Here is a 26242-nt window from a genome sequence, read left to right on the forward strand (position 1 = left end):
CCGAGGGCGTTCAGCTCAAGCCGCCGCGCACCAGCTTCATATAGGTTTCGACCACCGACTCCGGCAGGGTCACGCCTGCGCCGCTTTCCGCTTCCGCGTCCTTGACGTAGCGCAGGTAGAGATAGCTGCGTGCCGCCATGAACATGTAGGCCAGGGTTTCCAGTTCCTGCTCCCGGTAGTTGATGATCTCTCCGGCCTTGACTCCTCTGGACAAGGCTTCGACGTAGTGTTGCGTGATCAGCTTGAAGTGCGCCAGGTACGCAACCGGCGCGGCGATTTCGGCTTCGTTGAGGATGCGGAAAAAGCCCGGATGGTCCTGCAGGTACTTGAAAAACGCGCGAAAGCCTCTTTCTTCCATGTCCAGCACGTTCGCCGCGCCTTTCACCTGGCTGCGGATGAAGACCAGCATGTCCTGGCCGACATGGGGCAGGAGTTCGTCGAACAGCGCTTGGCGCGATTCGAAGTAGAGATAGAACGTGCCTTGCGCGATCCCCGCGGCTTCGGTGATGCGGTTGATGGACGCATCGCCGTAGCCGTGCTTTCCGACGACCTGGGCCGCAGCGCGGAAGATGGCCGCCCTGGTCTCTCCGGCCCGTTCGTCGCGGGTTTGTTTTTTACGAGGACGGCCCTTGGGGCCGGCGGAAAGGGGCGCGGAAGGCGCCGGTGCCGGTTTATTCGGGTTGCGTGCAGTCATGGAGCGTCATCAGTGTGTGGCAAGTTCAGACCGCCAGATAGCGGTCGGCAATTTCAGGGTGGGCGTCGAAGTGATTCCAATCGCCCTCGAACACGATTCTGCCAGTATCGATCACGAATACGTAATCGGTACACTGCCGCGAGAACCACAGGTTCTGTTCCGCCAGCAGCAGCGCGGCGCCTTGCTGCTGGCGCGCCTGATTGACCTGCCCGGCCATTTGCTGGACCAGCAAGGGGGCAACGCCCTCCGTCGGCTCGTCCAGCAGCATGCACTTCGGCCTGGACATCAAGGCCCGCGCGACCGCCAGGATCTGCTGTTGTCCGCCGCTGAGTTGGTTTCCCATGCGCATCCGGAGTTCGGCAAGCGCTGGAAAGAGTCCGTAGGCCTCTTGCAGAGGCAGGCAGCCCCGGGGGCCGCTGGCATGCCGCGCCAGCAGCAGATTTTCCTCCACGGTCAGGTGGCTGAATATCCTGCGGTCTTCCGGCACCAGCGCCAGCCCGGCACGCGCACGCGCATGCGTGCCGATCTGCCTGAGATCGCTGCCCATGAATCGCAGCGTGCCATCGACGGTGGGGCCGCCGCCCACGATGCTCTTGAGCAAGGTCGTCTTGCCCGCGCCGTTGCGGCCCAGCAGGGCGACGCCCTGGCCGGCGCCGACCTCGATGCCGACGCCCTCGAGGATGAGGCTGTCGCCGTAGCGTGCGCGCAGGTTTTTCACTTCAAGCACTTTGCACCTCGTGGCCCAGGTAGATTTCCCTGACTTCGGGGGAGGAACGCACGTCCTCGGGAGTTCCGCTGGCGATGATCTCGCCGTAGTTCAGCACGGTGATGCGGTCGGCCAGCGAAAAGACGACGTCCATGTCGTGCTCGGTCAGCAGCACCGAGATCCCGCGTTCCCGCACCACCGATTTGATGGTTTTCACGGCCGCCGCCCTGTCTGGTGGAGACATGCCGGCCATCGGCTCGTCGAGCATCAGGAGTTTGGGCCGCAACGCCAGGCTCATCGCGAGTTCCAGGCGCTTCCGGTCGCCGTAGGCCAGGACCCCCGAGACGTGATCCCGCTGCGAGGCCAGGCCCATTTTCTCCAGGGCGTCCAGCGCTTCGTCATAGACATCGGCGGCGGGCGCGATCCGCCAGCTGAAGCCGCCGCCTGCGCCCTGGTGGCGGCGGCTCGCCTCGACGGCGACCACCATGTTGTCCAGCACGGTGTCTTCGCCGAAGACGCGGGCGACCTGGAAGGTCCGTCCCACGCCCAGGCGCACGCGCTGGTATCCGTCGATGCCTTCGACCCTCTTTCCCGCGATCGAGATTTCGCCCGCATCCGGCAGGAGTTCGCCGCTCAAGGTTTTGAACAAAGTGGTCTTGCCCGCGCCATTGGGCCCGATGACGACGTGCGTTTCGCCTTGCTGCATGTGCAGTGTCACATCCTTCAGGACAGGAATGCTGCCGTACGCCTTGTAGAGTCCGCGCGCGTCAAGTATGTGCGTAGTCACGATGTCTGCCCCTGAATCTTCGAGCCGGAGCCGCCGTCGGCGGATTTCCCGCGCCGGCTTGCCGCGAACAGGCGCTGCGCGCCGCCGATGACGCCGCCGGGGAACGCCAGCACCACGATCAACAGCACCGCGCCTATCAGGATCTCGGAAAGGCCGACGATGTTGCGGGTCATGTGTTCGAGCCCGATGAAGATCACCGCCCCGGCGACGGGCCCCCAGAAGTAGGCGACTCCGCCCACCAGGCAGAACAGGATGGGCAGGGCGGAATATCCCCAGTGCGCGATTTCCGGCGTGAGCAGCTGGGCCGCCGGCGCGTACAGGCCGCCGGCCAGGCCGGCGAACGCGCCGCTGGCTACAAAGGCCGAGAATCGCATGGCGTGGACATTGATGCCGAGAAAGCGCACCCGCTCGGCATCCTGGCGGATGGCCGCCAGCAGCCTGCCGTACCGGTTGTGCCACAGGATGTACAGGATCAGGCCGAGGAGCGAGACGCAGACCAGCGTGACGTAGTAGAGATTGCTGCCCTTTGCCAGGTCGAGGCTGAACAGGCCGAAGTCCACGACCGGCCGCTTGATGCCTGTCATGCCGTCCTCGCGGCCCAGGAGATCCGATTTCGAGATCAGGATGTGCACCAGTTCCGCCAATGCGAGCGTCAGGATGGCGAAGTAGATGCCGCTGGCGCGACGCAGGGCGACGACGGCGACGGCCGCGGCGACCAGCCCTCCCGCAATGCCCGCGGCTAGCCAGGCAAGGGGGAAGGGCACCTGGGAGTAGCTCTGCAGTAGCAGGCCGGTGGTGTAGGCGCCCGCCGCGAAGTACGCCGCATGGCCGAAACTGACCAGGCCGGTCAGGCCGAACACGAGGTTGAAGCTCAAGGCGAAGGTCGCGTTGATCAACACCACCGACGCGAGAAACACCAATCCCTTGTCCGCCCACCACGGGACGCTGGCGAACAGCCCGATCACCACGCCCGCAACCGCGAGGTCGAACGAGCGCCGGCTTGTTGTACTGGCAAGCTGGTTCATTACCGTAGCCCCTTCAAAAGTCCTTGCGGACGCCACATCAATATCGAAATGAGGGCGACATAGAAGAATAGGCCGGGCACTTCCGCGAAGACGCGGTCGCCTATCGCCGTGATGATGCCCAGAAGAATGGCGGCCAGGAAGGCGCCGCGGATGTTCCCCATGCCGCCGACGATGATCACGCCGAAAGCCTGAATGATCAGGGCGCTGCCCATGTTCGGGGACAGGCTTTGGTTGACGGACAGCAGCGCGCCGGCGACGCCAGCCAGCGCAATACCCACGACCACGGTGCCCGTCAACACCAGGCGCACGTTCACGCCGAGCAGCGAGGCCATCCAGGGATCGACCGCCACAGACTGCACGGTTTTTCCCAATTCAGTGCGATGCACGAGATAGTCGAGAAGGAGGAAGGCAAGCACGCCGCAGCCGATCACGAAAAGCACGAAGTTGGGGGCCAGCACGCCGGCAATCTCGGTCGCGCCGCGCAATACCGGTGGAGGCGGCACGCTGAGAAAGTCGATGCCCCAGATCACCTTGACCGCGCCCTGGCAGAGCAGCAGCAGCGCGTAGGTGGCAATCAACGAATAGGATTCGCTGACGCCCCTGAGCCGCTGGAATACCAGCCTGTCCACGGCGGCGCCCAGCACGCCCAGCGCCACCGCGCACACCACGGTGGCGAGCATGAAAGCCCAGAAGGAGGGCTCTCCAAGCCTGGCCAGCAGGCTGTATGCCAGATAGGCCCCCAGCATCACGAAGCCGCCATGTGCGAAGTTCAGGACGTGCAGGATGCCAAAGACCAGCGTGAGGCCGGCGGCGGTCAGGAAGACCGTCATGCCCCACGACAGGCCGTTGAGCGTCATCAAACCGTATTGGTCCATGGTTCTCAGCCCTTTCAAGCAGCCCGCAAGCTCAAGGCCTTTCCGGGAGTGGCCGGGTCGATCACGTCCTCGCCGGGGATGCGGATGACGTCCACGATCTCGAAGCCTTCCGCCGCCTTGGCCGATCCGCGCAGGCGGTACATGACAACGGGCTTGATGGCCTGATGGTCTTCCTTGCGGAAGCGGCGCGGTCCGGTGGCGGTCTCGAACGTGACCGATTCAAGCGCATTCAGAACCGCCCCGGTATCGGCAGAGCCAGCCGCCTGCAGCGCGCGGGCGTAGGCCATCACCGCGGCATGCCCTTCGGAAATGAAGCCCAGCGTGAGCGGATCCTTGGCCCGGCGCACGGCTTCCGCCTGGAGTTCGCGGCTGACGGCGATGTCCTCGAACGCACCCGCGTACCAGTGCGTGCCCACCCACATGTCCGGCAGATCTTGTTTCATGGCCTTGGCCACGATCATTTCGTTGGCCGAATCCACGATCAGCTTGGCCTTCTTGAAGAAGCCAAATGGTTCGGCCTGTTTGTACAGCGTCACGGCATCGCCGCCATACACGGAGATCATGAAGCCCTCGGCCGGGGTGGACATGGTGGCGGTAATGGCGTTGCGATAGTCCGCGGCGCCGTACTGCGTCTTCACCGGCGGCGCGATCACCGGTTGCTTCTGGGTAAGGGCCGGATAGAACTCGCGCAGGCCGTCTTCGAAGCAGCCCCAGGTGGTGCGGCCGTACTCGTGGTCGGGAATGACGCCAGCCCAGCGATTGACGTCCGGATAGCGTTGCGCGGCCATCTTGGCGAGGGCGCGCTGGCGCATGTAGGGATTGTCCGTGACTCGGAAGTAGTTGCGGACAAAGTTCTCCTTGGTGAGCTTTTCGGAGTGCGCGGCGCAGGTGATCAGCAGCGTCTTCTCCTGTTCCAGGATCGCGGCGATCGCCAGGGCCACGGCGCTGGACACCACGCCGAACAGCATGTTCACGCCGGAACCCGCCAACTCGCGCGCCGCGACGGTCGCGTCCGCGGGTTTGGCCTTGTCGTCCCGGATGACCAGCTCCAGTTTCCGGCCGAGGACGCCGCCCGCCTGGTTGACCTGGTCAATGGCGATCTGCGCGCCCAGCAGCATCGGCTGTCCCAGCGGCGCCTGGGCGCCGGAGAGCGATGAAATGAAGCCCAGCTTGATGGACGGATTGGCTTGCGCGAATGCGGCGCGGCTCCACAGGCTGCCGGCGGCCGTTGCGCTTGCGCCGCCCAGGGCGCCCAGCATCTTGAGGACGTTTCTGCGATCCATGTTCATGTCTCCTTAGCTTTGTTCTGCATTGTTGTGCGGGGCTCGCCCCAGGGAACTTCAGATCAACCAGGCCTATGTCATGCGATGCCGATGTCGCCCGCGCCTCCAAACGCGGACCAACCGCCATCCACCGGCAGGGTTGCCCCCGTGATGAAGGAGGCCCATTCCGAGGACAGGTACGCCGCGGCATGCGCGATCTCCCTGGGATGACCGAGGCGGGCCAGCGGCGTTCGCCGTTCTATCTGTCCGGTGTCCACCTTGTTTTCGCGTATCAAGGTTTCGACCAAGGGCGTGCGGATATAGCCGGGCGCGATGCAGTTCACGCGGATGCCCAGGCTGCCCCACTCGCTGGCCAGCGATTTGGTCAGCATGATCACGCCAGCCTTGGACGCGCCATAGGCGTTGCGGCGGGGAAAGCCGCCCAGGCCGACGATGGACGAAATGTTGATCATCGATCCGGAGCGGCGCTGCGCCATGTGTGCGCCCACGGCCTTGCACATGAGGTAGGTGCCGGTCAGGTCCACATCCACGATCCGCTGCCAGGATTGCGTGCTTTGCTCCAGGGTCGGGGTGTAGGTGTCGGGTATGCCGGCGCAATTCACGAGCACGTCGATGGCGCCCATGGCGTCTATGGCTCCCGCCGTGGCGCGCAGGCAGTCTTGTTCCACGCAGACGTCCGCCTGGAATCGGATAACGGTGTCCGGTTCCATGGCGCCGTGCGGCTGGAGGTCAGCCGAGCTCACTTGCGCGCCGAGTTCCAGGAACAGATCGACCACCGCCGCTCCGATGCCGCTAGCGCCGCCGGTGACCAGCACTTTCTTCCCGGCCAGGTCGATTGAGGGCATGTCAGGCATAGGCTCCGGACCACTTGTAGATGTTGTTGCGCTGGACCGCGGAGGAGCCGCCGATGATGGGCAGCAGCAGGGCGTCCCGGACGTAGCGCTCCGCGTCGAAATCCTTGACGTAGCCATAGGCGCCGAAGATGGTCTGGCATTCCAGCGCGACCGAGCGGGCGGTCTCGGTGGCAAAGAGTTTCGCCATGGATGTTTCGACCCCGCAGCGCTGGTGTTCGTTGGCCATCCAGGCGGCGTGGTAGAGCACGAGGCGCGCGGCATGCAGTTGCGTCTTCATGTCGGCCAGCTTGTGCTGAATGGACTGGTAGTGGTTGATGGTCTTGCCGAATTGCTGGCGTTCGCCCGCGTAGGCCCAGGCATCGTCGAGCGCGGCGCGGGCGATGCCGATGCCGATGGCGGCGACTTCGAGCTTTTCCACGTCCAGGCCCGAGCCCACGATCATCTGCCAGCCGTTGTTCCAGCCGGCCTCGCCGCCCATGACGTTGTCGAATGGCACTTCCACGTCGTCAAATATCACGTCCGTGGTTGCGGCTCCTTTCATACCCAGCCCTTCGATGGGCGTGATCGTCACGCCTTTGGTGTGAGGCGGGATCATGATCATGGACAGATTCTTGTAGCGGTCGCCCTCGCCGCCTGAGCGGACCAGCGCGTAGATGTAGTCCGATATCGCCGCGCCCGAGCAGAAGCGCTTGGCGCCATTGATCCGCACGGAGTCACCTACACGTTCGGCGCGGGTCTTGACGCTGGCCAGGTCGGCGCCGGCGTCCGGTTCCGTCCAGCCGTAGGCAAAGACGAGCGAACCGTCCACGACCTTGGGCAACAGTTCGGCTTTCTGCGCTTCCGTGGCGCATTCGACCAGATTCATGCCCGCATAGCAGGCGCTCATGATGTAGGGGACCGATACCGCCAGGCTGCGCCTGGACAGCTCTTCGATGACGACCATGGTGGCGAGGATGTCGCGGCCCGCGCCGCCATACGATTCGGGTACGGTGAGCCCCATGACGCCGAGGCGTGCCAGTTTGTCGAAGACCTCGCGCGGGAAGTGGTTGTGCTTGTCCCAGTCGGCGGCGGCGCCGCGCGGCATTTCCTTTTCAACGAACCGCTCGAGCGTGTCGCGCAGCTGCCGGATGTGGTCGGGTTCCGTGAAGTTCATCAGTGGCTCTCTACTTTCCAGAGAAGACCGGGCTGCGCTTTTCGCGGAAGGCGTTCACAGCTTCTTGATGGTCCTGGGTGGAATTGGAGAGCGCCTCGTAGGCCAGGGAGGCGTCCATGATCGAGTGCGCCAGCTGCTTCAGGCCGATGTTTGCGGACATCTTGGTCCACCGGATGGCCTTGGTCGCGCCCGCGGCCAACTTGTCCGCGAACTGCCCGACGCGTTGCTCCAGGTCCGCCGCGGGGACCACATGATTGATCAGGCCGATGCGTTCCGCTTCCGTCGCCATCATCAGGTCACCGGTCATCAGGTATTCCTTGGCGCGCGCATAGCCGATCAGTTGTGGCCAGATGACGGCGCCGCCGTCGCCAGCCACGTAGCCGACACTGACGTGCGGATCGCCGATCTTCGCGGCGTCCGAGGCAAAGATCACGTCGCAGAACAGTGCGAGCGTCGCTCCCAGTCCCGTCGCGTGCCCATTCACTTTGGCGATCACGGGCTTTTCGCAATCCAGCAACGAAAACACGATCTGCTTGCCTTCGCGGGCCGTCTTCTCGAACGCGCCGGGCTGGTCGATCATTTTTTGCATCCAGGCTATGTCGCCGCCGGACGAAAAGGCCCGGCCGGCTCCCGTCAGGATCACGACGTCGCATTCCGGGTCGGCCGAAACGTCGACAAAAACCCGGGCCAGTTCCTCGTGCATGGCTTCATCGACGGCATTGAGCTTCTCGGGCCGGTTCATCGTGATTTCCAGGACGCGCTTGCGGCGTTCGAACGTCAGGCTCTTGTACTCAGCAAAGTTCATCTAGACCTCGTGTGGAGAGCAGGAGACGCCAGGAGTCTCTTGCGTGGAGTTCGCCTGGAAGAGCCGGCGCGCGTGCCGCGTCATGGCAAGTCGTCAGGCGTTGCCGCATTCTGGCAAAAAATGAACAATGAGTCATCATTCATTTTTGTTTTTTTGATGGGTGTTTTCCCTAGGGGAAGAGCTGGCGCCGGGCAGGCTCATTACTGCCGGTGCTGTACGTCCGGGCCTGGCGCGGTTCGCCCCTGATTCGCTTATTCGGTGATTTCCGCGGCCGACCAGGCCGCAACCCGGTTCCGCCCGGAATTCTTCGCCCGGTACAAAGCCTGATCGGCCTTGCCCAAGACCTTCTCGATGTCGGGATCATCGGACGGCCATAGCGCAATGCCGATGGAAACCGTGACATGCCCCACTGCCTGCGGCATGACGTGGCTTGCCGTTGCCGTCCGGATGCGTTCGGCGGCTATCTCCGCTGTGTCGCGCGAGGCGTGGGGCATCAGGATCAGAAACTCCTCGCCGCCGACGCGGCACGGCGCGTCTTCCGCCCGGATGCAGGCTCTGAGGATGTTGGCCAGCGCGATCAATACCTGATCGCCGGCCGCATGCCCGAAGGTGTCGTTCACGCGCTTGAAGTGATCCAGGTCCAGCGCCAGCGCAGCGAACGGCTGTTGCGTCTGCCGCAGCGTGGCCACCTGTAGCGCCAGGCCCCTGCGGTTGATGAGACCGGTCATCGGGTCGGTGATGGTGTCGGTGTTCAGCTTGTCTATGCGCCGGGTCTGGGAGCTCTGGCTCATCGTTACGGCGTTCCTGAGCCGGGCGGCTTCGTAGTACCAGCCCTTGATCTGGTCGAGCTCGCCGATCGAAGCGCCAGGCTGATCGCGTTCGATGACCTGCGCCAGTTCCTCGAGCGGCCTGGAGATCCAGCGGCCCAACAGGTAGATCACCAGGAACATGATCAGTCCCACCGGCAGCGCGTAGAGCACGATCCTGCCGGTCAGGCTCTGCAGCGGATAGAGCGTTTCGTCCAGGGGACGCTGCGCCACCACGCCCCAGCCGCCGTGCTTGAGCGCGGCGTACCCAGCCAGCAGGTGAGTGCCCTTGGTGTTGACCACGGGCATCGCGCCGGTCTCGCCCCGCAGCACCGCCTCGACCACCGCGTTGTTCCGTTCGCTGGTGCCGATGCGCTCCTTGTCCTTGTGATAGATGATGTTGCCGTCGCCGTCGACCACATACAGATAGGAGCCGTCGCGGTAGAAGTGATCTCCCACCAGCTTGTCGAACTCGTTACCTTGCCTGAGATGGATGGCCGTGACGATCGTGCCGCCATGCGCGCCCCGGGCGTCGTTGAACGGTTCGGAAAACGCCAGTATCAGCTGGCCCTCCATGCCGACGTATGGTGTCGATATCTGGCCCTTCAGCCGTTGCGCGCCTGTCGCCAATGGCTGGCGCACCAGCGTCCTGCCGTCGAAGCCCGCGTCGGCCGGGGCGGTGGCCAGGATGGTGCCGTTCTTGTCGGCGATGGCGGCGGTCATGATGCCGTCGGTCTGATGGACCAGGCGCGCGAGTTCGTCTTCCATGGCCGGCTTGGAGCCCAGCAGGCGGGGCGCCCGTTCGGCGGCAAGGATCAGCTGGCGCTGTATGGACTCGATGTACAGGTCGGTGACCTCGGCCTGCTTGATCGCGTACGCCCTGTTGGCTTCCAGGGTATTGGCGATAAGCTGTTCGCGCTGGACCAGGTAGGCCGCGTATAGCGTATTGACGAAAGCAATGATTCCGCTCGCCAGCGCCAGCACGGTGACGAGCCGGCGCAACTTCAGTCTGGGCATCGCTGCGTTGGTCAATGCGAGGCTCCTTCAATACTCGCTCGGTCCATTGAATCGACGCCTTCCGCAACGCTGGGGACTCAGGACTAAGAAAGGCGGCTCTGGCGCACAGAGCGATCAGTGTTGCGGCAAGCCCCTGCCAAGTCAAGCGTATCTGGGACTGCCTCGTCGCCTGGGCCGCCATCCGTTGTCCGCTGCGCATCCACGGGTGTTCGTTCCGTGGGCACAGGCAGGGAGCAGGGCGGGATCTTGCCCTGGGCAGCCGCATGCTGGCGCGGTTCTTGCTTATGCACGGGGATGCGGCGCGATCCAGCCCGAGGGGCGGGGCGCAGGCGTAGATACCAAACCACCTGGAGGAAAAAGTGAACTTTACCCAGACCGAAGAGCAGGTCATGTTGCGTTCCGCGGTTGAACGGCTCGTACAGTCCTTGTGCACGCCCGAAAAGGTGCGGCAATGGGACCGCGACGGCACATATCCGGAGGAAGTCTACGCAGCCATGGTGGACGCGGGCTTTGTCTCCATGGTGGTCCCGGCCGAGTACGGCGGGATGGGCAGCCCGATGTCTGATTGCATCATTCTCTACGAAGAGGTCGCCAAGCCCAGCGTGGACTTTGCCACGCGCATTGCGCTGCAGGCCTGGGGTTGCTCGATCCTGGCGGATGTGGCGCCAGATGAGTTGAAGCGCGAAATCCTGCCGCGCGTGGCGCAGGGCGAGGCCAAGCTGTCGTTCAGCCTCACTGAGCCGAGCTCCGGGTCGGATGCGGCGTCGTTGACCACGAGCGCGCGGCGCGACGGCGACGATTGGCTGATCAACGGCCAGAAGGTGTTCTCCAGCGGCGCGGACGCGCCCGACAACCACATCGTGCTGGCCGTCAGGACCGCGAAGAGCGACAAGCGGCACGATGGCATTTCCCTGTTCCTGGTGCCCAACGATCTCAAGGGCATCACCATCCGGCGTCTGGACGTCATCGGCCGCCGCGTGCTGGGCCTGTCGGAAATCTACTTCGACGACGTGCGCGTGCCATCCCGCTATCTGTTGGGAGAGGAAGGCAAGGGCTGGGGGTATATCGGACGCCATCTGGAACGCGAGCGCATCACGCTCGCGGCGAACTACCTGGGCTGCGCCAGCAGCGCCTTGAACGACGCCACGATCTACGCCCAGGAAAGAAAGCAGTTCGGGCGTCCCATCGGCCAGTTCCAGGCCATCGCGCACATGCTGGCCGACATGGCGACCGAGGTGGAGTGCGGCCGCTGGCTGACCGCGATGGCCGCCTGGCGCTATGACAATGGCTTGTCGTGCCGCAAGGAAGCCAGCATGGCCAAGCTCTACGTTTCCGAGATGCTTCAGCGGGTCACCGCCTCGGGCATGCAGATTCTGGGCGGACACGCCTACACCACGGATCATGCGATGCAACGGCATTGGCGCGACGCCCGCAACGCGACCGTCGGCGGCGGCACCTCGCAGATTCAGCGCGAACTGATCGCGCGGGAATTGGGACTGTAAGCGCTTGACGGCAGGGCGGCCCGGTAGCGGGCCGCCCTTGGGGGCGATGAGCCGGCCGCCTAGTCGGCGGTGATGCCCACCTTCTTGATGATGGCGCCCCAACGTTCCGTTTCATCGCGGATCACCCGGGTCGTTTCTTCCGGCGAGCTGCCCACGGCCTCCATGCCGCGCACGCGCATGGCTTCGCGGAACTTCTCGCTCTTGCCTATATCCATCAACGCCTTGCTCAGGCGGTCGGTCACCTCCGGCGGCACGTTGGCTGGAGCGAGGATGGCATACCAGCCGAACACGTTGAAGTCCTTCACGCCGGATTCCTCGACCGTGGGCACGTCGGGCATCAAGGCGCTGCGCGCGCTGTCGGCCACGGCGATGGGGCGGACCTTGCCGGACTGGATAAGCGGCAGCGCGCCTCCCACCGTGGCGAATGTCGCGTCGATCCGGCCGCCCAGCAGTTCGGTAAACGCCAGGGACTCGCCCTTGTACGGGATGTGCATGATGGGCATGCCGGTGCGGTCCTTCAGCATTTCCATCGTCAGATGCGCGGTCGAGGCATTCCCCGCGGATCCATAGTTGAGCGCACTGGGATTCTTCTTCGCCCGGTCGACGAGGTCGGCGACGGTCTTGATCGGCTGAGCGGGGTTCGTCACCAGCACCAGCGAGAACTTTGCGATCAAGGATATCGGCGTGAAGTCCTTGAGCGTGTTGTAGGGCAGGTTCGGATACAGCGTGGTGTTGACGCTGGCCAGGCCTTGGCTGGCCAGCGCCAGGGTGTAGCCGTCGGGGCGTGACTTGGCGACGAAGTCCGTGCCGATGATGCCGCCCGCGCCGGTGCGGTTTTCGACGATGACGGATTGGCCCAGGCGTTCCGACAGATCCTGGGCCAGCGTGCGGGCCAGGATGTCGGAAAGACCGCCGGCGGCGTAGGGGGTGATCAGGCGTATGGGCTTGTCCGGATAGCTGCCGGCCGCCGCTTGTCCTTGCAGAGTCAGGCTGGCCAGCAGGACCGCCGCGGCCAGTAGCGGTTTTCTAAAAATGGGCATTCTTATCTCCAATTCCGCTTTTCACCAGCGGAAAACACATATGTAGTTATTGTTCAACCTGCCTCTGCGGGCGGGCTGGCAACATGAACGCGAGGCGCGTCGGGGATAACCTCGCAACATCCGTGCCAGGGGCTGGCGCCGCCTGCCTGCCCGGCTGGGGAGCTGTCCGCATGCGCGCTGGTGTTCATGGTCCGATCAGCAGTGTATGGGCCGCGCACAGCAGATGCTCCGTCTACTTCCTGCCGAGCCCGTGTTCCTTGACGACTTGCAGCGACAGCGCAAGCTGCTCCTTCACATAGGCGGAGAATTCGTCGGGGCCGGACGTCGAGATCGAAATGTGGTGAACGGCGAGCGCGCGCGCCACGTCCGGCTGGGCAAGGACGGCATTGATCTCCGCGCTCAGCTTCCTGCGCAGTTCCGGCTGCATTCCGGATGGGCCGAAGAATCCGCCCCACGGCACCAGCGGCATGTTGGTGTAGCCGGAATCGGTCATCGTGGGCACGTCGGGAAACTGCTCCAGGCGTGTCCGGGTGGTGGTCATGAGCGCGCGCACCTTCCCTTCCTTGATGAAGCCCATGGTCGTGGTGGGCGTCGCGAACATGACGTCGATCCTGCCGCCCACCAGATCCACCACGGCAGGCGGTTCGCTGTTGTAAGGGATGTGATGCAGCTCCAGGCCGGCCATGCCCATCAGCTGCGCCATCGCCACGATGGAGGACGAACTGCCGGACGCATAGGTCAGCTTCTTGGGGTTGGCCCGAGCGTATTCCACGAACGCGCGGGCGGTCGTGAATGGCAGGCCGGTGTTCACGACCAGCAGGAAGGGGAACTCGCCGACCCGGCCGATGGGAGACAGCTCGGTCAGCGGGTCGTAGATCGGTTTGGCATTGAAGGTGTTGATGCCGGTGATGGCCGTGTTGGTCGAGAACAGCAGCACGTCGCCCGAGGGATCCGCCTTCATGACCTCCTTGACCGCGATGTATCCTTCGGCGCCGGGCTTGTTGTCTATCACCACCGCGCGGGACAAGGAGCGGCTCAGGTTTTCTCCGATGATGCGCGCCGCGGTGTCGGTGGCCGAGCCCGATTGGAAGGGAACCACGATTCTCAAGGGCCTGTCGGCCGCCTGGGCGCGGCCGGCCAGGAGGGGGGCGGCCAGCATGGCGCCCAGAATGTGTCTTCTGCGAGGGTTCACGATGTTCTCCGGCGGTACAGCAGGGTGGCCGTCATTTCCTGGGCTACCGTGCCGTCGTGCTTGACGCACTGCCGCTGGAACGTGACGACGCCGCGATCGGGCTTGCTGCTGGCCTTCTTGTCGACGACCCGTGAATGCAGCCTGATGGTGTCGCCATGCTTGACGGGGTCCATCAGTTTCCAGCCATCGATCTGCAGCAGGGCCAGCAAAGTGCCGTCGTTCAGGCCGCTGGCGTACTGCAGGCCGCCCATGATGGCGTACACCAGCGGTCCGTGCGCGATGGGTTCGCCGAATGGCGTGGTCTTGCAGTATTCGAAATTGGTATGGACTTCGTTGAAGTCGCCCGACAGGCAAGCGAAATTGACGATGTCCGTCTGCGTGATGGTGCGGGCCGGGCTGACGAATTCCTGGCCGATCTCGAAGTCATCGAAGTACCGGCCGCGTGCGGAGGGAGTCGTGGTCATGATTGCGTTGTCCTTGTAATGGTTGCCGGATGCGGGCGCAGCCGCGTTGAATTCAGCCTTTCTCGTTGGCCAGGATGGCGGTGCCGTGCGAGGACAGGATGCCGCCCTCGTTGTGCACGAGCGCGACCTCCGCGCCTTCGACCTGGCGGTCGCCCAGGCCGCCGCGCAATTGGCGCACCGCTTCGACGATGCCGAACAGGCCGCCTGCGGCGCCGGCGTGCGCATGCGAGAGCATGCCGCCGTGGGTATTGATGGGCAGCTTGCCGCCGATGCGCGCATGTCCCTGCTCGAAGAACGCGCCGCCTTCTCCTGGCTGGCAGAAGCCGAGTTCCTCGGCCTCCAGGATGGGGACGATGGAGAAGCAGTCGTAGAGCTCGGCCACGTCGATATCGCCGGGCGCGAGTCCCGCCATCTCGTAGGCGATACGCCCGGATTCGGCCGCGCCGAACTCGGTCAGGCTGGGGGCGCACATCAGATGCTCATGCGTGTGGTATTCGCCTATGCCCTGCAGGTAGGCGGGCTTGCATTTAAGATCACGCGCGCGCTCGGCGGACGTCACGATGAAGGCGCCGCCGGCATCCGATATCAGGCAGCAATCCAGCATGCCCAGCGGATCGGCGATGGGCTTGGCCGAGATCACCTGGTCCAACGTCAACGGGGCTTTCATGTGCGCGTTGGGATGCAGCAGGGCGTGCGTGCGCGTGTTCACCGCGACGTGCGCGAGCTGTTCCCGCGTGGTGCCGTACTTGTGCATGTGGCGCAACGCGATCATGGCGTAGAAGCCGGGTATGGAGGTGCCGTAGGGCTGTTCGAAATAGGGGTGCCCCACCGCGGTGAGCGCTGCCACGGCTGCGTCCCGGCTTTGGCCAGTGGCCCGGTTTTCGCCCGCGCAGACCAGGATGGTTTCCGCCTGGCCGCTGACGATGGCCTGCGCCGCATGCTTGAGCATGACGACCGGGCTGGCGCCGCCCACGATCATCGATGCGTTGAGCCTGGGCTTGATGCCGAGGTACTCGCAGATGACCGATCCCAGCATGAAGTACGGTTCCGTGAAGGAATAGGCCGTCAGCAGGCCGTCGATGTCGGAAACCTGCAATCCGGCGTCGTCCAGCGCGCGCTTGGCGGCCTGGGCGTTGAGGCCCAGGCCTGTCATGTGGGGAACCTTGCCGATGTCCGATTCGCCCACGCCGACGATGGCGACTTTGTTCTTTAGCGATGCGCGTTCTTTCATAACCATCCCAGTCAGGCCTCGGTTCTTTTGAATTGGGGAATCAGGGCGCCATCGCCGCGGTCTTCGAAAACCACGCCGACCTTGTCCCCTATCTGTACCGAGAGGGCGTCGCCGCCCACGATGTTGGCGACCATGCGCGGGCCTTCGTCGAGTTCGATCAGCGCCGTGACATAGGGCGTCTTGGACGCAAACGCCGGTAGCGGCGCGCGGCGGATGATGGAAAAGCTGTAGACGCTGCCCGTGCCCTTGCTTTGGACCCATTCGAGCTGATCCGACCAGCATTCGGGGCAGAGATGGCGGGGCATGAAATGCAGCGCTCCGCATGCCTTGCATTTCCGGATCAGCAGTTTGCGTTCGCGGGCCCCGTCCCAATAGGGCTGGGAGTCGGCATTGGCGATGGGTTGCGGCAGATCCTGGCTCATGCTTGGTCTCCCTGGTTCGCGACCGCCGCGGCGCCCGCGAAATCGGGGCGGCGGCGTTCCAGGGCGGCGTTCAATCCTTCGCGGAACTCAGGGTTGGACATGGCCAGCACCTGACCGAAGCCTTCGAATGCCAGCATGTCGTGCAGCGAGGTCTCGAAGCTGCGCGCCATGACGGCTTTGGCCAGCCCCATGACCTCGGCGGGCCCCTCGGCCAGGCGCCTGGCTTCCGCGAGGCCGGCGTCGTACAGGTCCGCATCGGCGACGACCTTGGATACCAGGCCCAGATCGGCCGCTTCCTGCGCGGAGAACGTGCCGCCGCTGAACAGGAAGTTCTTGGCGCGCGCCATGCCGATCAGGCGCGGCAAGTGGTACATGACCGCGATGTCGGGCACCACGCCCAGCCTGAAGAATCCGGACATGAACTTCGCGCTCTCGCCGGCAATGACCACGTCGCCGGTCAGCGCGAGGCCCATGCCGCCGCCCACCGCATGGCCGTTCACGCCGACGACGACCGGCTTGTCCAGCGTGATCAGCGGCGTGAGCCAACGGCTCAGATTGCGGAAGCGCCGGTGCACGGTCCACGGATCGCACGCCGTGCGCAGATGATTCAGGTCGCCGCCGGAGCAGAAAGTGGGGCCGTCGCCCGTCAGGAAGACCGCGCGGATGCCGGGCTCGCGCTCGGCCAGGGCTATCGCCGCGCCGAGCTGCTCGCGCATGTCCATGGTCATCGAGTTCCGGCTTTCCGGGTTCGCCAGGCGGATGATGAGTACGTCTCCGTCTCTTTGTGTTGCTACCAGCTCCTGTGCTGCCATGTAGGACGCTCCAATGGGTAAAGGGGGTGTTTGCTTAAAAGCAAAGTTCGTGCCAGATACGCGTGACGCGCCGCCGTCCGCGGACCGGAGCCTAGCGGCAGGCGCGCGGGCATCCGGATCGCCTTCCGGGGTGTACTCGCGGCATACATGCGGATGCGGGACTGTGTTTGCGTGTCTGCGGCGGCGGAACCGCAACGGCCCGCCGGACTGGCTATCGGGGCGGGGAAGCGGGGCTGGCTATTTGCGCGCCTGCGCCGCTGCCAGCGCGCGTTGATGTCCTGGCATGGCCGTGGCCAGCGCGAACGCATCGGCCTCATGGGCCATGGCGCTGTCCATGGGCTGGCTCCAGCTCTGGCGGCTGACTGATTTGGTCAGCATCAGCGCTTCATGGGGCAGCGCCAGCAGCTCGGCTGCCAAGGCGCGGCTGGCCTCGGCCAGGGTTTCGCGCGGCACCACGCGGCGGGTCAGGCCGCGCTGGCGGGCCTCTTCGGCATCCATGGCGCCGCCCGTGAGCATCAGGTCCAGGGCGGCGGGCACGCCTAGTTTCGACTGCAGCAGATAGGAGCAGCCGCCGTCCGGGATCAGGCCCAGGCGCACGAAGGGGAACCGCAGGGTCGCGTCATCCGCCATGACCAGCAGGTCGGCGGCAAGCGCCAGCGAAGCGCCGCCGCCGGCCGCCGCGCCCTGGACCGACGCGATGACGATCTTGTTCATCCTGATCAGCGCCATGTGGTGTTGCTGCGCAGTCAGGATGCGGTCGCGCCAGGCCAGTGGGGTCGCCGGCAGATCGCCGGTATCGGCGCCGACGCAGAAGGCGCGGCCCAGCCCTTGCAGCAGCACCACATGGATGTCGGGGTCAGCGGCGATGTCCTGCAAGTGGACGCCAAACTCGGCGCGCATCGCCGTCGACAGGGCATTGAGTTTTTCGGGGCGGTTCAGCGTCAAGACCGCAAGGCCGCCTGCTTTTTCCAGCAGGACCGTGGGTTGGGCGTTGGCGTTTTCCTGGTGATGCGCGGGCATCATGCTTCTCCTTGAAGGGGGGGGGTGGTGAGCCTTCAAGCAAAATGGATGCCAGCGTTCAACCGCAGCGGCGGGGGGCGGCGAAACTGCGGACCGTGTCCGCGGCGCACGCAGTTCGCACCGCCGGAAGACACGCACTGTGCGCCGGGGGCGCGGCCCCGTTCAGGCTTGGCCTGACGGCCGGTACCACTGCGGGTAATGCTCCTTGACCAGCGGGCCGTCCTCTCTCAACGCGTGGCACGCGCCGATCTTCAAGGGGCGTTTGGCGGGGTCGGCCTCGTCTTGCGGGGAGATCTTGCCCTGCAGGATCGTCTGCACGGCCAGGGTCGGCAGCAGCGTCGCCAGCTCGGACAAGTGCGAGCAGCGTTCAGGGGCCGGGATCCGCTTGGCGATTTCCTGGCGGAAGCCCTTGAGCAGGTTCGCGCCGATCAAGCGCTCCAGCCGCACCTGGGCTTCGGGACAGACGGAGGGAAAGGGCATGCGGTGCATGCCGGCCTCGGCGCCCAGCACGTCCAGGGCTTCGTTGATGGTCACGCGGATCGCCATCAGATGTATGGGCACGCCGCAGTCGAAATGCCGCATCTGTGTGGTGAAGGGTTGGGGCTTGACGTCCTCGATCAAGGCCTCCAGGTCCCACAGGCCGTCCTCGCGCTCGTAGGCCTGCAACTGGATGGTGCGCGAGTGGGAGGATTTTCTGGCGCTGGCAGGGGGGGGAAGAAAATGCGAAGGCGACACCATGGGGTGGTCTCCGTGTCTGGTTCGAGGGACCGGGAAGCAGGCTCCCGGTCCCGCCAAAAGGGAAGGAGGGGCCTAGCGGGTGGCGCCGCTCTCGGCGAGCGCGCTGATCTCGCTGTCGGACAGTCCGGCCGCGGCAAGAATTTCGCGGCTGTGCTCGCCCAGGCGTGGCGCAAGGCGCTTGACCTCGCTCGGAGTCTTGCCAAACTTGACGGGCGGCCTGACGTGAGTCAGCACGCCTTCGCTAGGATGTTCCTGTTGCACGAACATGCCGACCGCCGCCAGATGGGGGTCCGTGAACAAGTCCTCCAGGCTGTTGACCGGCGCGACAGGAATGCTCAGCGGCCGGAGCTGGCTCAGCCATTGCGCGGAGGTCCGTTCGGTCATGATTTCCCCGAGTATCTTGTACAGGGTTTCGTAGTTCTGGCTGCGGTGGTTCGGCGTGTCGTAGCGAGGATCCTTCGCCAGGTCATCGCGGCCGACCAGTTGGAAGAAGTCCTTCCAGTTCTTGTCGGTGTAGGGCAGCACGCACAGATAGCCGTCTCGGGTTCGGTGCGGCTTGCGCAATTGGCTGAGCACTCGCGGATAGCCTGCCTTGCCGTTCTCCGGGTCGAAAGCCCGTTCCCATTGATGCTCTATCAGCATGAACGAGGCCAGAGACTCGAACATCGGCACTTCGATGCTTTGCCCTTCGCCGGTGCGCAGCTTGTGGAACAGCGCGGCCAGAATGCTGTAGGCGATGGTCAGGCCGGCGACCTTGTCGCCGATGATGGTGGGCGTGAAACGCGGTTCTCCCGCCAGATGGGCATTGACGGAGCACAGGCCGGACACGCCCTGGATCATGTCGTCGTAGGCCGGATCGTCGGCATAGGGGCCGCCTTCGCCAAAGCCATAGGCGCCACAGTAGACGATGCCGGGGTTGATCTCCTTGATCTGCGCATAACCCAGGCCTAGCCGTTCGATGGCCGCCGGGCGCATGGCATGGACGAAGACATCGGCCGTCGCCACCACGCGCAACAGCGCTGCGCGCGCTTCGGGGGTGCGCAGGTCCAGCATCAGGCTTTTCTTGTTCCGGTTGACCGACAGGTGTATCGGTCCCATCGCCCGGCTACGGCCCGCGCCCATGTGGCGCATGATGTCGCCGTCGGGACTTTCCACCTTGATGACGTCCGCGCCCATGTCGCCGAAGATCTGGGTGGCATAAGGCCCCATTACCACTGACGTCAGGTCGACGATCTTGATTTGAGACAAAGGACCAGGCATGACACTCCTCTACGCTTCTTGATGGTTCGTTGGTTTTTTCGTTACACAGAAATCGGCTGGTGCGCCCGCAGCCCCGATTGAGGGACAGGCTTCTGCTGCATGGCATCAAATACATTCCTGATGGGTTTCTTTCAAGCAATTTCCATGCCATTGCGGACCACGGCGCCGCAGGGGCGGCGGAGCGCCTTGCGTGGCGGGGCATCGGCCGTAAGATGTAGCGCTGGCGCGGCCTGCGGCGCTGCAGCCGTGGAGTACACTCGTCGCCACCAACATGCCGCCACGAAAGACACGGAAGGCAGATGCAGAGCGAGAGGATATGGTAAGAGACACCGAAGGGATACTTGTCCTGGACGAGGGCGCCCAGATTAAATTTTCTTCGGGTTTGGGTACGGAGGAAGTGATTGCGCGGATGCTCTCACGCCTGTGGGCCGATCGTTCCAGCACCCCGGTCAAACGCCTGTTCGCCCTGCCCGGCATCGAGCCCGCTCACAGTGTCGCTGCGCTGGTTTGCGAGCAAGGCGTGTGTTTCCTGATCTTCTCCGCGGGCGGGGATGAGCTGACGGAGTTCATCTCCAGCGTCGATTGCGCCGCGGATATCTTCCGTTACTTCATCACCAATCCCTATGAGGCCATGAACGTCGTCGACGCGGCGGGCAATCTGCTCTACATGAGCCCGATCCACGAACGTTCGATCGGCTTGAAGCGCGGCGACGCGATCGGCCGGCCGGTCAGCGATGTGATCGAGAACACTCGTTTGCAGGAAGTGGTCGTTACGGGCAAGCCGCAGATCGGCGAGGCTCATGAGGCCAAGGGCGTTACCCGTATCGTTTCGCGCATCCCGATCTTCGACCGCGACAAGAAGCTGGTGGCGGCGATCGGCCAGGTCATGTTCAAGGGTCCGCAGGCGATTCCGCAAGCGATCCAGGACATTTCCAACGAACTCGCCCGCGTGCGGCAGGAGCGCGATTTCTATAAGCGTGAACTCTCCGGCATACGCAACCGTTCCTACGGGCTGGACCAGATCGTGGGCAGCAGCAAGGCCATCCGGCAGCTCAAGGAAGATATTCTGCGGGTCGCGCCGCTGGACGTGCCGGTGTTGCTGGTGGGGGAAAGCGGGACGGGCAAGGAGCTGGTGGCGCACGCGCTGCACATGCTCAGCCCGCGTGGCGACAAGCCGCTGACCCTGATCAATGCGGCCGCGATGCCCATCAGCCTGGTGGAAAGCGAGCTGTTCGGCTATGAAGGCGGCGCGTTCACCGGCGCCGACAAGCGCGGCCGCAAGGGCAAGTTCGAGCTTTCCGATACCAGCAGCCTGTTCCTCGATGAGATCGGCGATATGCCGATGGAAATGCAGGTGAAATTGCTGCGCGTATTGCAGGACGGCACGTTCCAGCGCGTGGGCGGCGAACGCCTGCTGCACTCGGATTTCCGCCTGATCTCGGCCAGCCATCGGGACTTCCAGAAGATGGTTGCGGACAATACGTTCCGCCTGGACCTGTTCTACCGTATCAGCGCCGTGACGCTCTACCTGCCCTCGCTACGGGACCGGCCCGAGGATATTCCCGAGCTGGCCGATACCTTCCTGACCGCCTTTGCCAAGCGCCAAGGCGTGGCCAAGAAGTCCATCGACGACCATGTCATCCAGTACCTGCAATCGCGCAGCTGGCCGGGCAATGTGCGTCAGCTGCAGCACGCGGTGGAGCGGGCGGCGATATTCAGCGACGGCAGCCGCCTGACGCTGGAGAGCTTCGGCGGTCTGGAGCATCCGGGTGGCATCGGGGCCGAGAAGGAGTACCGCCCCTTGCAGGCCACCGCGGGCTCGGGCCGCTTCGACATGTGGGAAGCGAAGCAGCGCGTCGAGATGGAGCTGATCGCGGACGCCATGGAGCGCACCGGCGGCAACAAGAAGCGGGTCGCCGAGGAGCTGGGAATTTCCCGCTCCTATCTGTATAAGCAGCTGCGCCTGATGGAAGGCGGCAAGGAGAGCTGAGTCCCAGCCCCGGGGTGTCAGGACTGCACAACCCCGGCGTTGAACAGCTCCTGCTGCCGCGCGGCATCCAAACCGAGTTCGTCCAGGATTTGCCGGGTGTGCTCGCCGCGGCGCGGCGAGCGCTTTTCCTGGCTGCCGGGTGCCTCCGTGCCCGGCAGCCGGGCGATCGGCACGCGGCATGGGCCGCCTTGCTCGCTCATCGCGAATATCCGCTGTTGTTCAACCTGTGCGTCGGCCAGGAAGCCCGCGTAGTCGGAGACTTTCCCGCAGACCACGCCATGCCGGTTCAGGCACTCGACCCAATGCGCCGTCGGCTTGGCGCGGAAGATCCGTATCAGCGTTGAATTGATCTCCTCGCCGTGGGCGTGACGTCCGGTCGCCGTGCTCAGCCGCGGGTCGGCGAGCCAGTCGTCCTGTCCTATGGCCTGGCACAGGCCGGCGAACATCCGGTCGTGCAGCGAGGTGACGTTGACATGCCCGTCCTCGGTCTCGAAGGTGCCAGCCGGCACGCTCAGCGCCTGCACGGCGCGTCCGGCATTGAGGGCTTCGTCGATGATCGCGCCGCTTTGCACCGCGGCCGCGGCTTCCAGCAGGGAGACCTGCACCCTTGAGCCCTGGCCCCGCGCGGCGCGGCGGTATAGCGCCGCGCCCGTGGCCTGCGCCGCATAGATGCCCGTCGCCACGTCGATCAGCAGGATGCCGACCTTGCGCGGCGCGCCGCGCGCGTCGCGGTTGACCACCATCATGCCGCTCATGGCCTGCAGCGTCGAATCCGATCCCGGCCGTTCGGCATAGGGGCCGTCCGGACCGAAGGCGGACACCGAGACATACACCTGATCGGGCCTGGCTTTCGAGAGTTCGGCGTATGACAGGCCCAGGCGCTCCATGACGCCAGGGCGGAAGCTCTCTATGACGACGTCGGCCCGCAACGCAAGCTGGCGCAAGAGGCCGCGGCCGGCCTCGGTCTGGGCGTCGACGCAGATCGAACGCTTGCCCAGGTTGTAGGCAATGGCAAGCGCGCTCATGCCTTCGGTCTGATGGCCTATGGCGCGGCTCCAGTCGCCGGCAGGCGATTCCGCTTTGATGACCTCGGCGCCTTGCTCCAACAGGAGCATGGCGCAGTAAGGTCCGGCGACTCCCTGGCTGAGATCCAGGACGTGCAATCCGGCGTAGGGCTTATCGGGCGAGGCGGGCATGGGGTGGGGCTCCTGAGCAAGTCTGGCGTGTCCGGGCTTTCCCGGATGTGTTTGGGTATGAAGCAAAACCCGTACCACGGGGGTAAGCGCCGCGGATGCTTGTCCTGCCGCGCCGCGAGTGTCCTCATAGTACGCATATGTGTTCACCCAGGAGGCAGGGGCTGGCGGCGGGCTGGCGGTCGCAGTGCTGCGTTGTCGGAGGGTGCGCTGCGAGACCGGGCCTGGCATGGAATTTGCGTTTGCCCATGAAGGATGCAGACGTGGATTTTCAACCAGGAAGTCAGGAGCAGACATGAACCATGCAATCAACAAGATGGCCACCCGAGTGGCCGCGATAACGTTGGCAGCGCTTACCGCGACCAGCGCTTGGGCCGCCGAATATCCGAGCAAGCCGATCAGGATGATCGTGCCGTTCGCGGCGGGCGGGCCGACCGACACGCTGGCGCGCAGCCTGGCCGAGGCGATGACGGAACAGCTAGGCCAGAAAGTGATCGTGGAAAACAAGCCAGGCGTGGGCGGGAACGTAGGCACGGCCCAGTTTGCGCGCATGGCCCCCGACGGCTACGCGGTGCTGCTGGTCACCAACGGTCCGCTGGTGGCCAATCAGCTGATGTTCAAGAACCTGGGCTTCGATCCGAAGAAGGACCTGGATCCTGTCTCCTTCGTGGCCTATCTGCCCAATATGGTCGCCGTGCATCCCAGCGTGCCGGCAAAGACCATCAAGGAGCTGATCGCGCTGCTGAAGGCGAACCCCGACAAGTACAGCTTCGCATCGGGCGGGGACGGCACCAGCACCCACTTTGCCGGCGAATTGATGAAGTCCATGGCGGGCGTGCAGATGACGCACATTCCCTACAAGGGGGATGGCGCTTCGATGCCGGACGTCGTCGGCGGACAGGTGCCCATCGTGTTCGGCAGCATCTTTGCCGCCAAGCGCTTCGTCGACGGCGGCATGCTCAGGGGATTGGCGGTGACGTCCCTGGACCGGGTCCCGTCCATGCCGGACATGCCGACGGTGGCTGAATCCGGCTTGCCCGGCTACGACCTGACCGCCTGGTACGGCGTGGTGGTCCCCGCGGGTACGCCCAAGCCCATCGTCAACAAGCTGAGCCAGACCATCGCCCGGGTCGTGGCGTCGCCGGATTTCCGTGTGCGGGTCGAGGGGATGAGCGGCATACCGAAAAGCACCACCCCAGAAGAGTTCGCCGCCTTCATGGAGTCGGAGCGTCCCAAGTGGAAGAAGCTCATCGAGGATTCGGGAATCAAGATCAACTAGGCCGTTCGCGCCGGGAATACAAGTGAAACAGGAGAAAGCGATGTTTGCTGCAGATGTGCTGAAAGGAAAGGTGGCGTTGATAACGGGAGGCGGGGGCGGGATAGGGCTGGAGATCGCCACGGCTTATGCGCGCCTGGGCGCCAAGGTGGTGGTGGCGAGCCGCAACCAGGAACGGCTGGACGGCGCCGTGGCGTCGCTGGCGGCGCAGGGCTTGGAGATCCTGGCCGTGCAAACCGACGTCAGAGTCTACGAGCAGATCCAGGGCGCCGTAGAAACCGCGGTCGAGCGCTACGGCGCACTGGACATCCTGGTGAACAACGCCGCCGGGAACTTCCATTGCCCGACCGCCGAACTCTCGCCCAATGGCTGGAAGACGGTCATAGACATCGATCTGAATGGCACGTTCTATGGCTGTCACGCCGCCTACAAGCATCTGAAGGCTGCCCGCGACGGCGGCTGCATCATCAGCATCGCCACCATGCTCGGCCTGAGCGGCTGGCCGGGCGCCGCGCACGCCGGCGCGGCCAAGGCCGGGATCATTTCCTTGTCGCGCGCACTGGCGGTGGAGTGGGGCGGCGACAACATCCGCGTCAACACGATTTCGCCTGGGCCCATCGGCGACACGGAAGGGGTGCGCCGCCTGTATCAGGAGACCGGCCGCGAAGAACTGGAGCGCAAGAAGACAGCCCTGGGCCGGTTCGGCAATAAGTCCGATATCGCCAATGCCGCCGTCTATCTGGCGTCGGACCTGGGCGCCTACATCACCGGCGAGAACATGGTGGTGGATGGCGGCCGCTGGCTCAAGTACGTGGCGGCTTGAGCAGGCGGGCAGCGGGCGGCGGGCCGGATGGCCGCCGCCCGCTGCTTGTTCAGGCCGCTGGTTTGACCAGCGGGCACTCGCTTTGCGACAAGGGACGGTAGGCCTCGTCTCCCGGAATGGTGTCCAGGATCTTCAGCAGGTCCCACTCGCCCTTGGACTCCGCCGGTGTCTTCACCTGCGCCAGGTACATGTCGTAGACCATCCGGCCATCGGCGCGGATGCGGCCGTTCTTGGCGTAGAAATCATTGATCGGCATCTCCTTCATCTTGGCTGCCACGGCATCGGCATCGTCGGTGCCGGCGGCCTGCACGGCCTGCAGGTAGTGCAGGGTGGCCGAGTAGGCGCCGGCCTGCACCATGGACGGCATGGATTTCTGGCGTTCGAAATAGCGCTGCGACCAGGCGCGGGTTTCCGCGTTGCGGTCCCAGTAGAAGCCGGTGGTGAACTGCAAGCCTTGCGCGGCCTGCAGGCCCAGACCCTTGATGTCATGCAGGAAGACCAGCAGGGTGGCCAGTTTCTGGCCGCTTTGCGTGATGCCGAATTCCGAGGCCTGGCGCACGGCGTTCTGGGTGTCCGTGCCGGCGTTGGCCAGGCCGATCACCTTGGCCTTGCTGGCCTGGGCCTGCAGCAGATAGGAAGCGAAATCGGGGCTGGAGAGCGGCGCGCGCACATTGCCCAGGATCTTGCCGCCGTTCGCCTTGATGACATTGCTGGTATCGCGCTCCAGCGAATGGCCGAAGGCATAGTCCGCGGTGATGAAGAACCAGCTGTCGCCGCCGGCGCGGGTCACTGCGCGGCCCGTGCCGTTGGCCAGGACGTAGGTGTCGTAGACATAGTGCACGCCATAGGGCGAGCACGCCGCGTTGGTCAGGTTGGACGAGGCCGAGCCGGCGAACAGCGTGATGCGCTTCTTTTCCTTGCCCAGGGTTTGCAGGGCCAGGGCCGATGCGGAGTCGGTGGATTCGATGATGGCGCTGACGCCGTCGCGGTCGTACCACTGGCGCGCGCGCGTGGCTGCGATGTCGACCTTGTTCTGGTAGTCCGCGGACAGGACTTCGATGGGACGGTCCAGCACCTTGCCGCCGAAGTCCTCGGCTGCCATCTTGACCGCCGTGACCATGCCGGGGCCGCCGTGCGCCGAATACACGCCGGTCATGTCGACGATGGCGCCAAGGCGAAATGGAGCGACGCCCTGTGCATGGCCAGGGAATGCGTACAGCGAACCGCCCAGCAGCGCGGCCATGACTACGGTTTTCTGTTTCATGGGATATGTC

The 26242-nt window shown here is 64.6% G+C and carries 25 protein-coding genes; 4 read left to right on the plus strand and 21 right to left on the minus strand.

What is annotated here, in order from left to right; genetic code table 11:
• Window positions 1-10 precede the first annotated feature (10 nt).
• The 10 genes from FOC84_RS16640 to FOC84_RS16685 all read right to left on the minus strand — a co-directional run bounded on the left by FOC84_RS16640 (window position 11) and on the right by FOC84_RS16685 (window position 10020).
• Window positions 11-694, minus strand: coding sequence for a TetR/AcrR family transcriptional regulator (locus FOC84_RS16640; RefSeq protein ID WP_173145384.1), 684 nt, complete (start codon window positions 692-694; stop codon window positions 11-13).
• A 25-nt stretch (window positions 695-719) separates the two neighbouring features.
• Window positions 720-1421, minus strand: coding sequence for an ABC transporter ATP-binding protein (locus FOC84_RS16645; RefSeq protein ID WP_173145385.1), 702 nt, complete (start codon window positions 1419-1421; stop codon window positions 720-722).
• Complete coding sequence (locus FOC84_RS16650) at window positions 1414-2187, minus strand: ABC transporter ATP-binding protein (RefSeq protein WP_173145386.1); 774 nt, start codon at window positions 2185-2187, stop codon at window positions 1414-1416. The genes FOC84_RS16645 and FOC84_RS16650 overlap by 8 nt, the downstream gene beginning before the upstream one ends.
• Entirely contained in the window at window positions 2184-3212 is a 1029-nt protein-coding gene (locus FOC84_RS16655; RefSeq protein WP_173145387.1) for a branched-chain amino acid ABC transporter permease, read from the minus strand. Before FOC84_RS16655 ends, FOC84_RS16650 begins: the two co-directional genes overlap by 4 nt.
• On the minus strand, window positions 3212-4087 hold the full coding sequence (locus tag FOC84_RS16660) for a branched-chain amino acid ABC transporter permease (RefSeq protein ID WP_173145388.1): 876 nt from the start codon (window positions 4085-4087) through the stop codon (window positions 3212-3214). The genes FOC84_RS16655 and FOC84_RS16660 overlap by 1 nt, the downstream gene beginning before the upstream one ends.
• A gap of 14 nt (window positions 4088-4101) precedes the next feature.
• Window positions 4102-5370: an ABC transporter substrate-binding protein gene (locus FOC84_RS16665; protein ID WP_173145389.1), complete on the minus strand. Its 1269-nt coding sequence runs from the start codon at window positions 5368-5370 to the stop codon at window positions 4102-4104.
• A 77-nt stretch (window positions 5371-5447) separates the two neighbouring features.
• On the minus strand, window positions 5448-6215 hold the full coding sequence (locus tag FOC84_RS16670; protein ID WP_254241989.1) for an SDR family NAD(P)-dependent oxidoreductase: 768 nt from the start codon (window positions 6213-6215) through the stop codon (window positions 5448-5450).
• 1 nt (window position 6216) lies between these two features.
• Window positions 6217-7377 (minus strand): acyl-CoA dehydrogenase family protein, encoded by a 1161-nt coding sequence (locus FOC84_RS16675; RefSeq protein WP_173145391.1) that lies wholly within the window; start codon window positions 7375-7377, stop codon window positions 6217-6219.
• 10 nt (window positions 7378-7387) lie between these two features.
• Complete coding sequence (locus FOC84_RS16680) at window positions 7388-8182, minus strand: enoyl-CoA hydratase/isomerase family protein (protein ID WP_173145392.1); 795 nt, start codon at window positions 8180-8182, stop codon at window positions 7388-7390.
• A gap of 251 nt (window positions 8183-8433) precedes the next feature.
• On the minus strand, window positions 8434-10020 hold the full coding sequence (locus tag FOC84_RS16685; RefSeq protein WP_173145393.1) for a GGDEF domain-containing protein: 1587 nt from the start codon (window positions 10018-10020) through the stop codon (window positions 8434-8436).
• Window positions 10021-10364: 344 nt separating this feature from the next.
• Here FOC84_RS16685 and FOC84_RS16690 point away from each other — a divergent pair, with 344 nt between their 5' ends.
• Window positions 10365-11507, plus strand: coding sequence for an acyl-CoA dehydrogenase family protein (locus FOC84_RS16690; protein WP_173145394.1), 1143 nt, complete (start codon window positions 10365-10367; stop codon window positions 11505-11507).
• 59 nt (window positions 11508-11566) lie between these two features.
• Here FOC84_RS16690 and FOC84_RS16695 read toward each other — a convergent pair whose 3' ends face one another.
• The 9 genes from FOC84_RS16695 to FOC84_RS16735 form a co-directional block, all read right to left on the minus strand.
• Complete coding sequence (locus FOC84_RS16695) at window positions 11567-12547, minus strand: Bug family tripartite tricarboxylate transporter substrate binding protein (RefSeq protein WP_173145395.1); 981 nt, start codon at window positions 12545-12547, stop codon at window positions 11567-11569.
• A gap of 232 nt (window positions 12548-12779) precedes the next feature.
• Entirely contained in the window at window positions 12780-13739 is a 960-nt protein-coding gene (locus FOC84_RS16700; protein ID WP_173145396.1) for a Bug family tripartite tricarboxylate transporter substrate binding protein, read from the minus strand.
• Window positions 13736-14203 carry a MaoC/PaaZ C-terminal domain-containing protein gene (locus tag FOC84_RS16705; RefSeq protein WP_173145397.1) on the minus strand — a complete coding sequence of 156 codons (468 nt, stop codon included), beginning with the start codon at window positions 14201-14203 and terminating at the stop codon, window positions 13736-13738. The genes FOC84_RS16700 and FOC84_RS16705 overlap by 4 nt, the downstream gene beginning before the upstream one ends.
• A gap of 52 nt (window positions 14204-14255) precedes the next feature.
• The gene (locus FOC84_RS16710) at window positions 14256-15434 is read right to left on the minus strand and encodes a thiolase C-terminal domain-containing protein (RefSeq protein WP_173145398.1); all 1179 of its coding nucleotides are present in this window, start codon (window positions 15432-15434) and stop codon (window positions 14256-14258) included.
• Window positions 15435-15445: 11 nt separating this feature from the next.
• The gene (locus FOC84_RS16715) at window positions 15446-15856 is read right to left on the minus strand and encodes a Zn-ribbon domain-containing OB-fold protein (protein ID WP_173145399.1); all 411 of its coding nucleotides are present in this window, start codon (window positions 15854-15856) and stop codon (window positions 15446-15448) included.
• Complete coding sequence (locus FOC84_RS16720) at window positions 15853-16584, minus strand: enoyl-CoA hydratase/isomerase family protein (protein WP_254241990.1); 732 nt, start codon at window positions 16582-16584, stop codon at window positions 15853-15855. The genes FOC84_RS16715 and FOC84_RS16720 overlap by 4 nt, the downstream gene beginning before the upstream one ends.
• 321 nt (window positions 16585-16905) lie before the next feature.
• Complete coding sequence (locus FOC84_RS16725) at window positions 16906-17691, minus strand: enoyl-CoA hydratase/isomerase family protein (protein WP_254241991.1); 786 nt, start codon at window positions 17689-17691, stop codon at window positions 16906-16908.
• A 159-nt stretch (window positions 17692-17850) separates the two neighbouring features.
• The gene (locus tag FOC84_RS16730; RefSeq protein ID WP_173145401.1) at window positions 17851-18426 is read right to left on the minus strand and encodes a DUF2889 domain-containing protein; all 576 of its coding nucleotides are present in this window, start codon (window positions 18424-18426) and stop codon (window positions 17851-17853) included.
• A gap of 72 nt (window positions 18427-18498) precedes the next feature.
• Window positions 18499-19686 carry a CaiB/BaiF CoA transferase family protein gene (locus FOC84_RS16735; protein WP_173145402.1) on the minus strand — a complete coding sequence of 396 codons (1188 nt, stop codon included), beginning with the start codon at window positions 19684-19686 and terminating at the stop codon, window positions 18499-18501.
• A gap of 409 nt (window positions 19687-20095) precedes the next feature.
• Between FOC84_RS16735 and FOC84_RS16740 the strand changes: the two genes are divergently transcribed.
• On the plus strand, window positions 20096-21676 hold the full coding sequence (locus FOC84_RS16740; protein ID WP_254241992.1) for a sigma-54 interaction domain-containing protein: 1581 nt from the start codon (window positions 20096-20098) through the stop codon (window positions 21674-21676).
• A gap of 17 nt (window positions 21677-21693) precedes the next feature.
• Here the strand turns inward: FOC84_RS16740 and FOC84_RS16745 are convergent, their stop codons facing one another.
• The gene (locus tag FOC84_RS16745) at window positions 21694-22872 is read right to left on the minus strand and encodes a CaiB/BaiF CoA transferase family protein (RefSeq protein WP_173145404.1); all 1179 of its coding nucleotides are present in this window, start codon (window positions 22870-22872) and stop codon (window positions 21694-21696) included.
• Window positions 22873-23164: 292 nt separating this feature from the next.
• On the opposite strand from FOC84_RS16745, the gene FOC84_RS16750 reads away from it, so the two are divergent.
• Both FOC84_RS16750 and FOC84_RS16755 read left to right on the plus strand, forming a co-directional pair.
• On the plus strand, window positions 23165-24148 hold the full coding sequence (locus tag FOC84_RS16750; RefSeq protein ID WP_173145405.1) for a Bug family tripartite tricarboxylate transporter substrate binding protein: 984 nt from the start codon (window positions 23165-23167) through the stop codon (window positions 24146-24148).
• A 40-nt stretch (window positions 24149-24188) separates the two neighbouring features.
• Window positions 24189-24968, plus strand: coding sequence for an SDR family oxidoreductase (locus tag FOC84_RS16755; protein ID WP_173145406.1), 780 nt, complete (start codon window positions 24189-24191; stop codon window positions 24966-24968).
• Window positions 24969-25017: 49 nt separating this feature from the next.
• Here the strand turns inward: FOC84_RS16755 and FOC84_RS16760 are convergent, their stop codons facing one another.
• On the minus strand, window positions 25018-26232 hold the full coding sequence (locus tag FOC84_RS16760) for an ABC transporter substrate-binding protein (RefSeq protein ID WP_173145407.1): 1215 nt from the start codon (window positions 26230-26232) through the stop codon (window positions 25018-25020).
• Window positions 26233-26242 lie beyond the last annotated feature (10 nt).

The sequence above is a fragment of the Achromobacter pestifer genome, from assembly GCF_013267355.1.
GTDB lineage: Bacteria > Pseudomonadota > Gammaproteobacteria > Burkholderiales > Burkholderiaceae_B > Achromobacter > Achromobacter pestifer_A.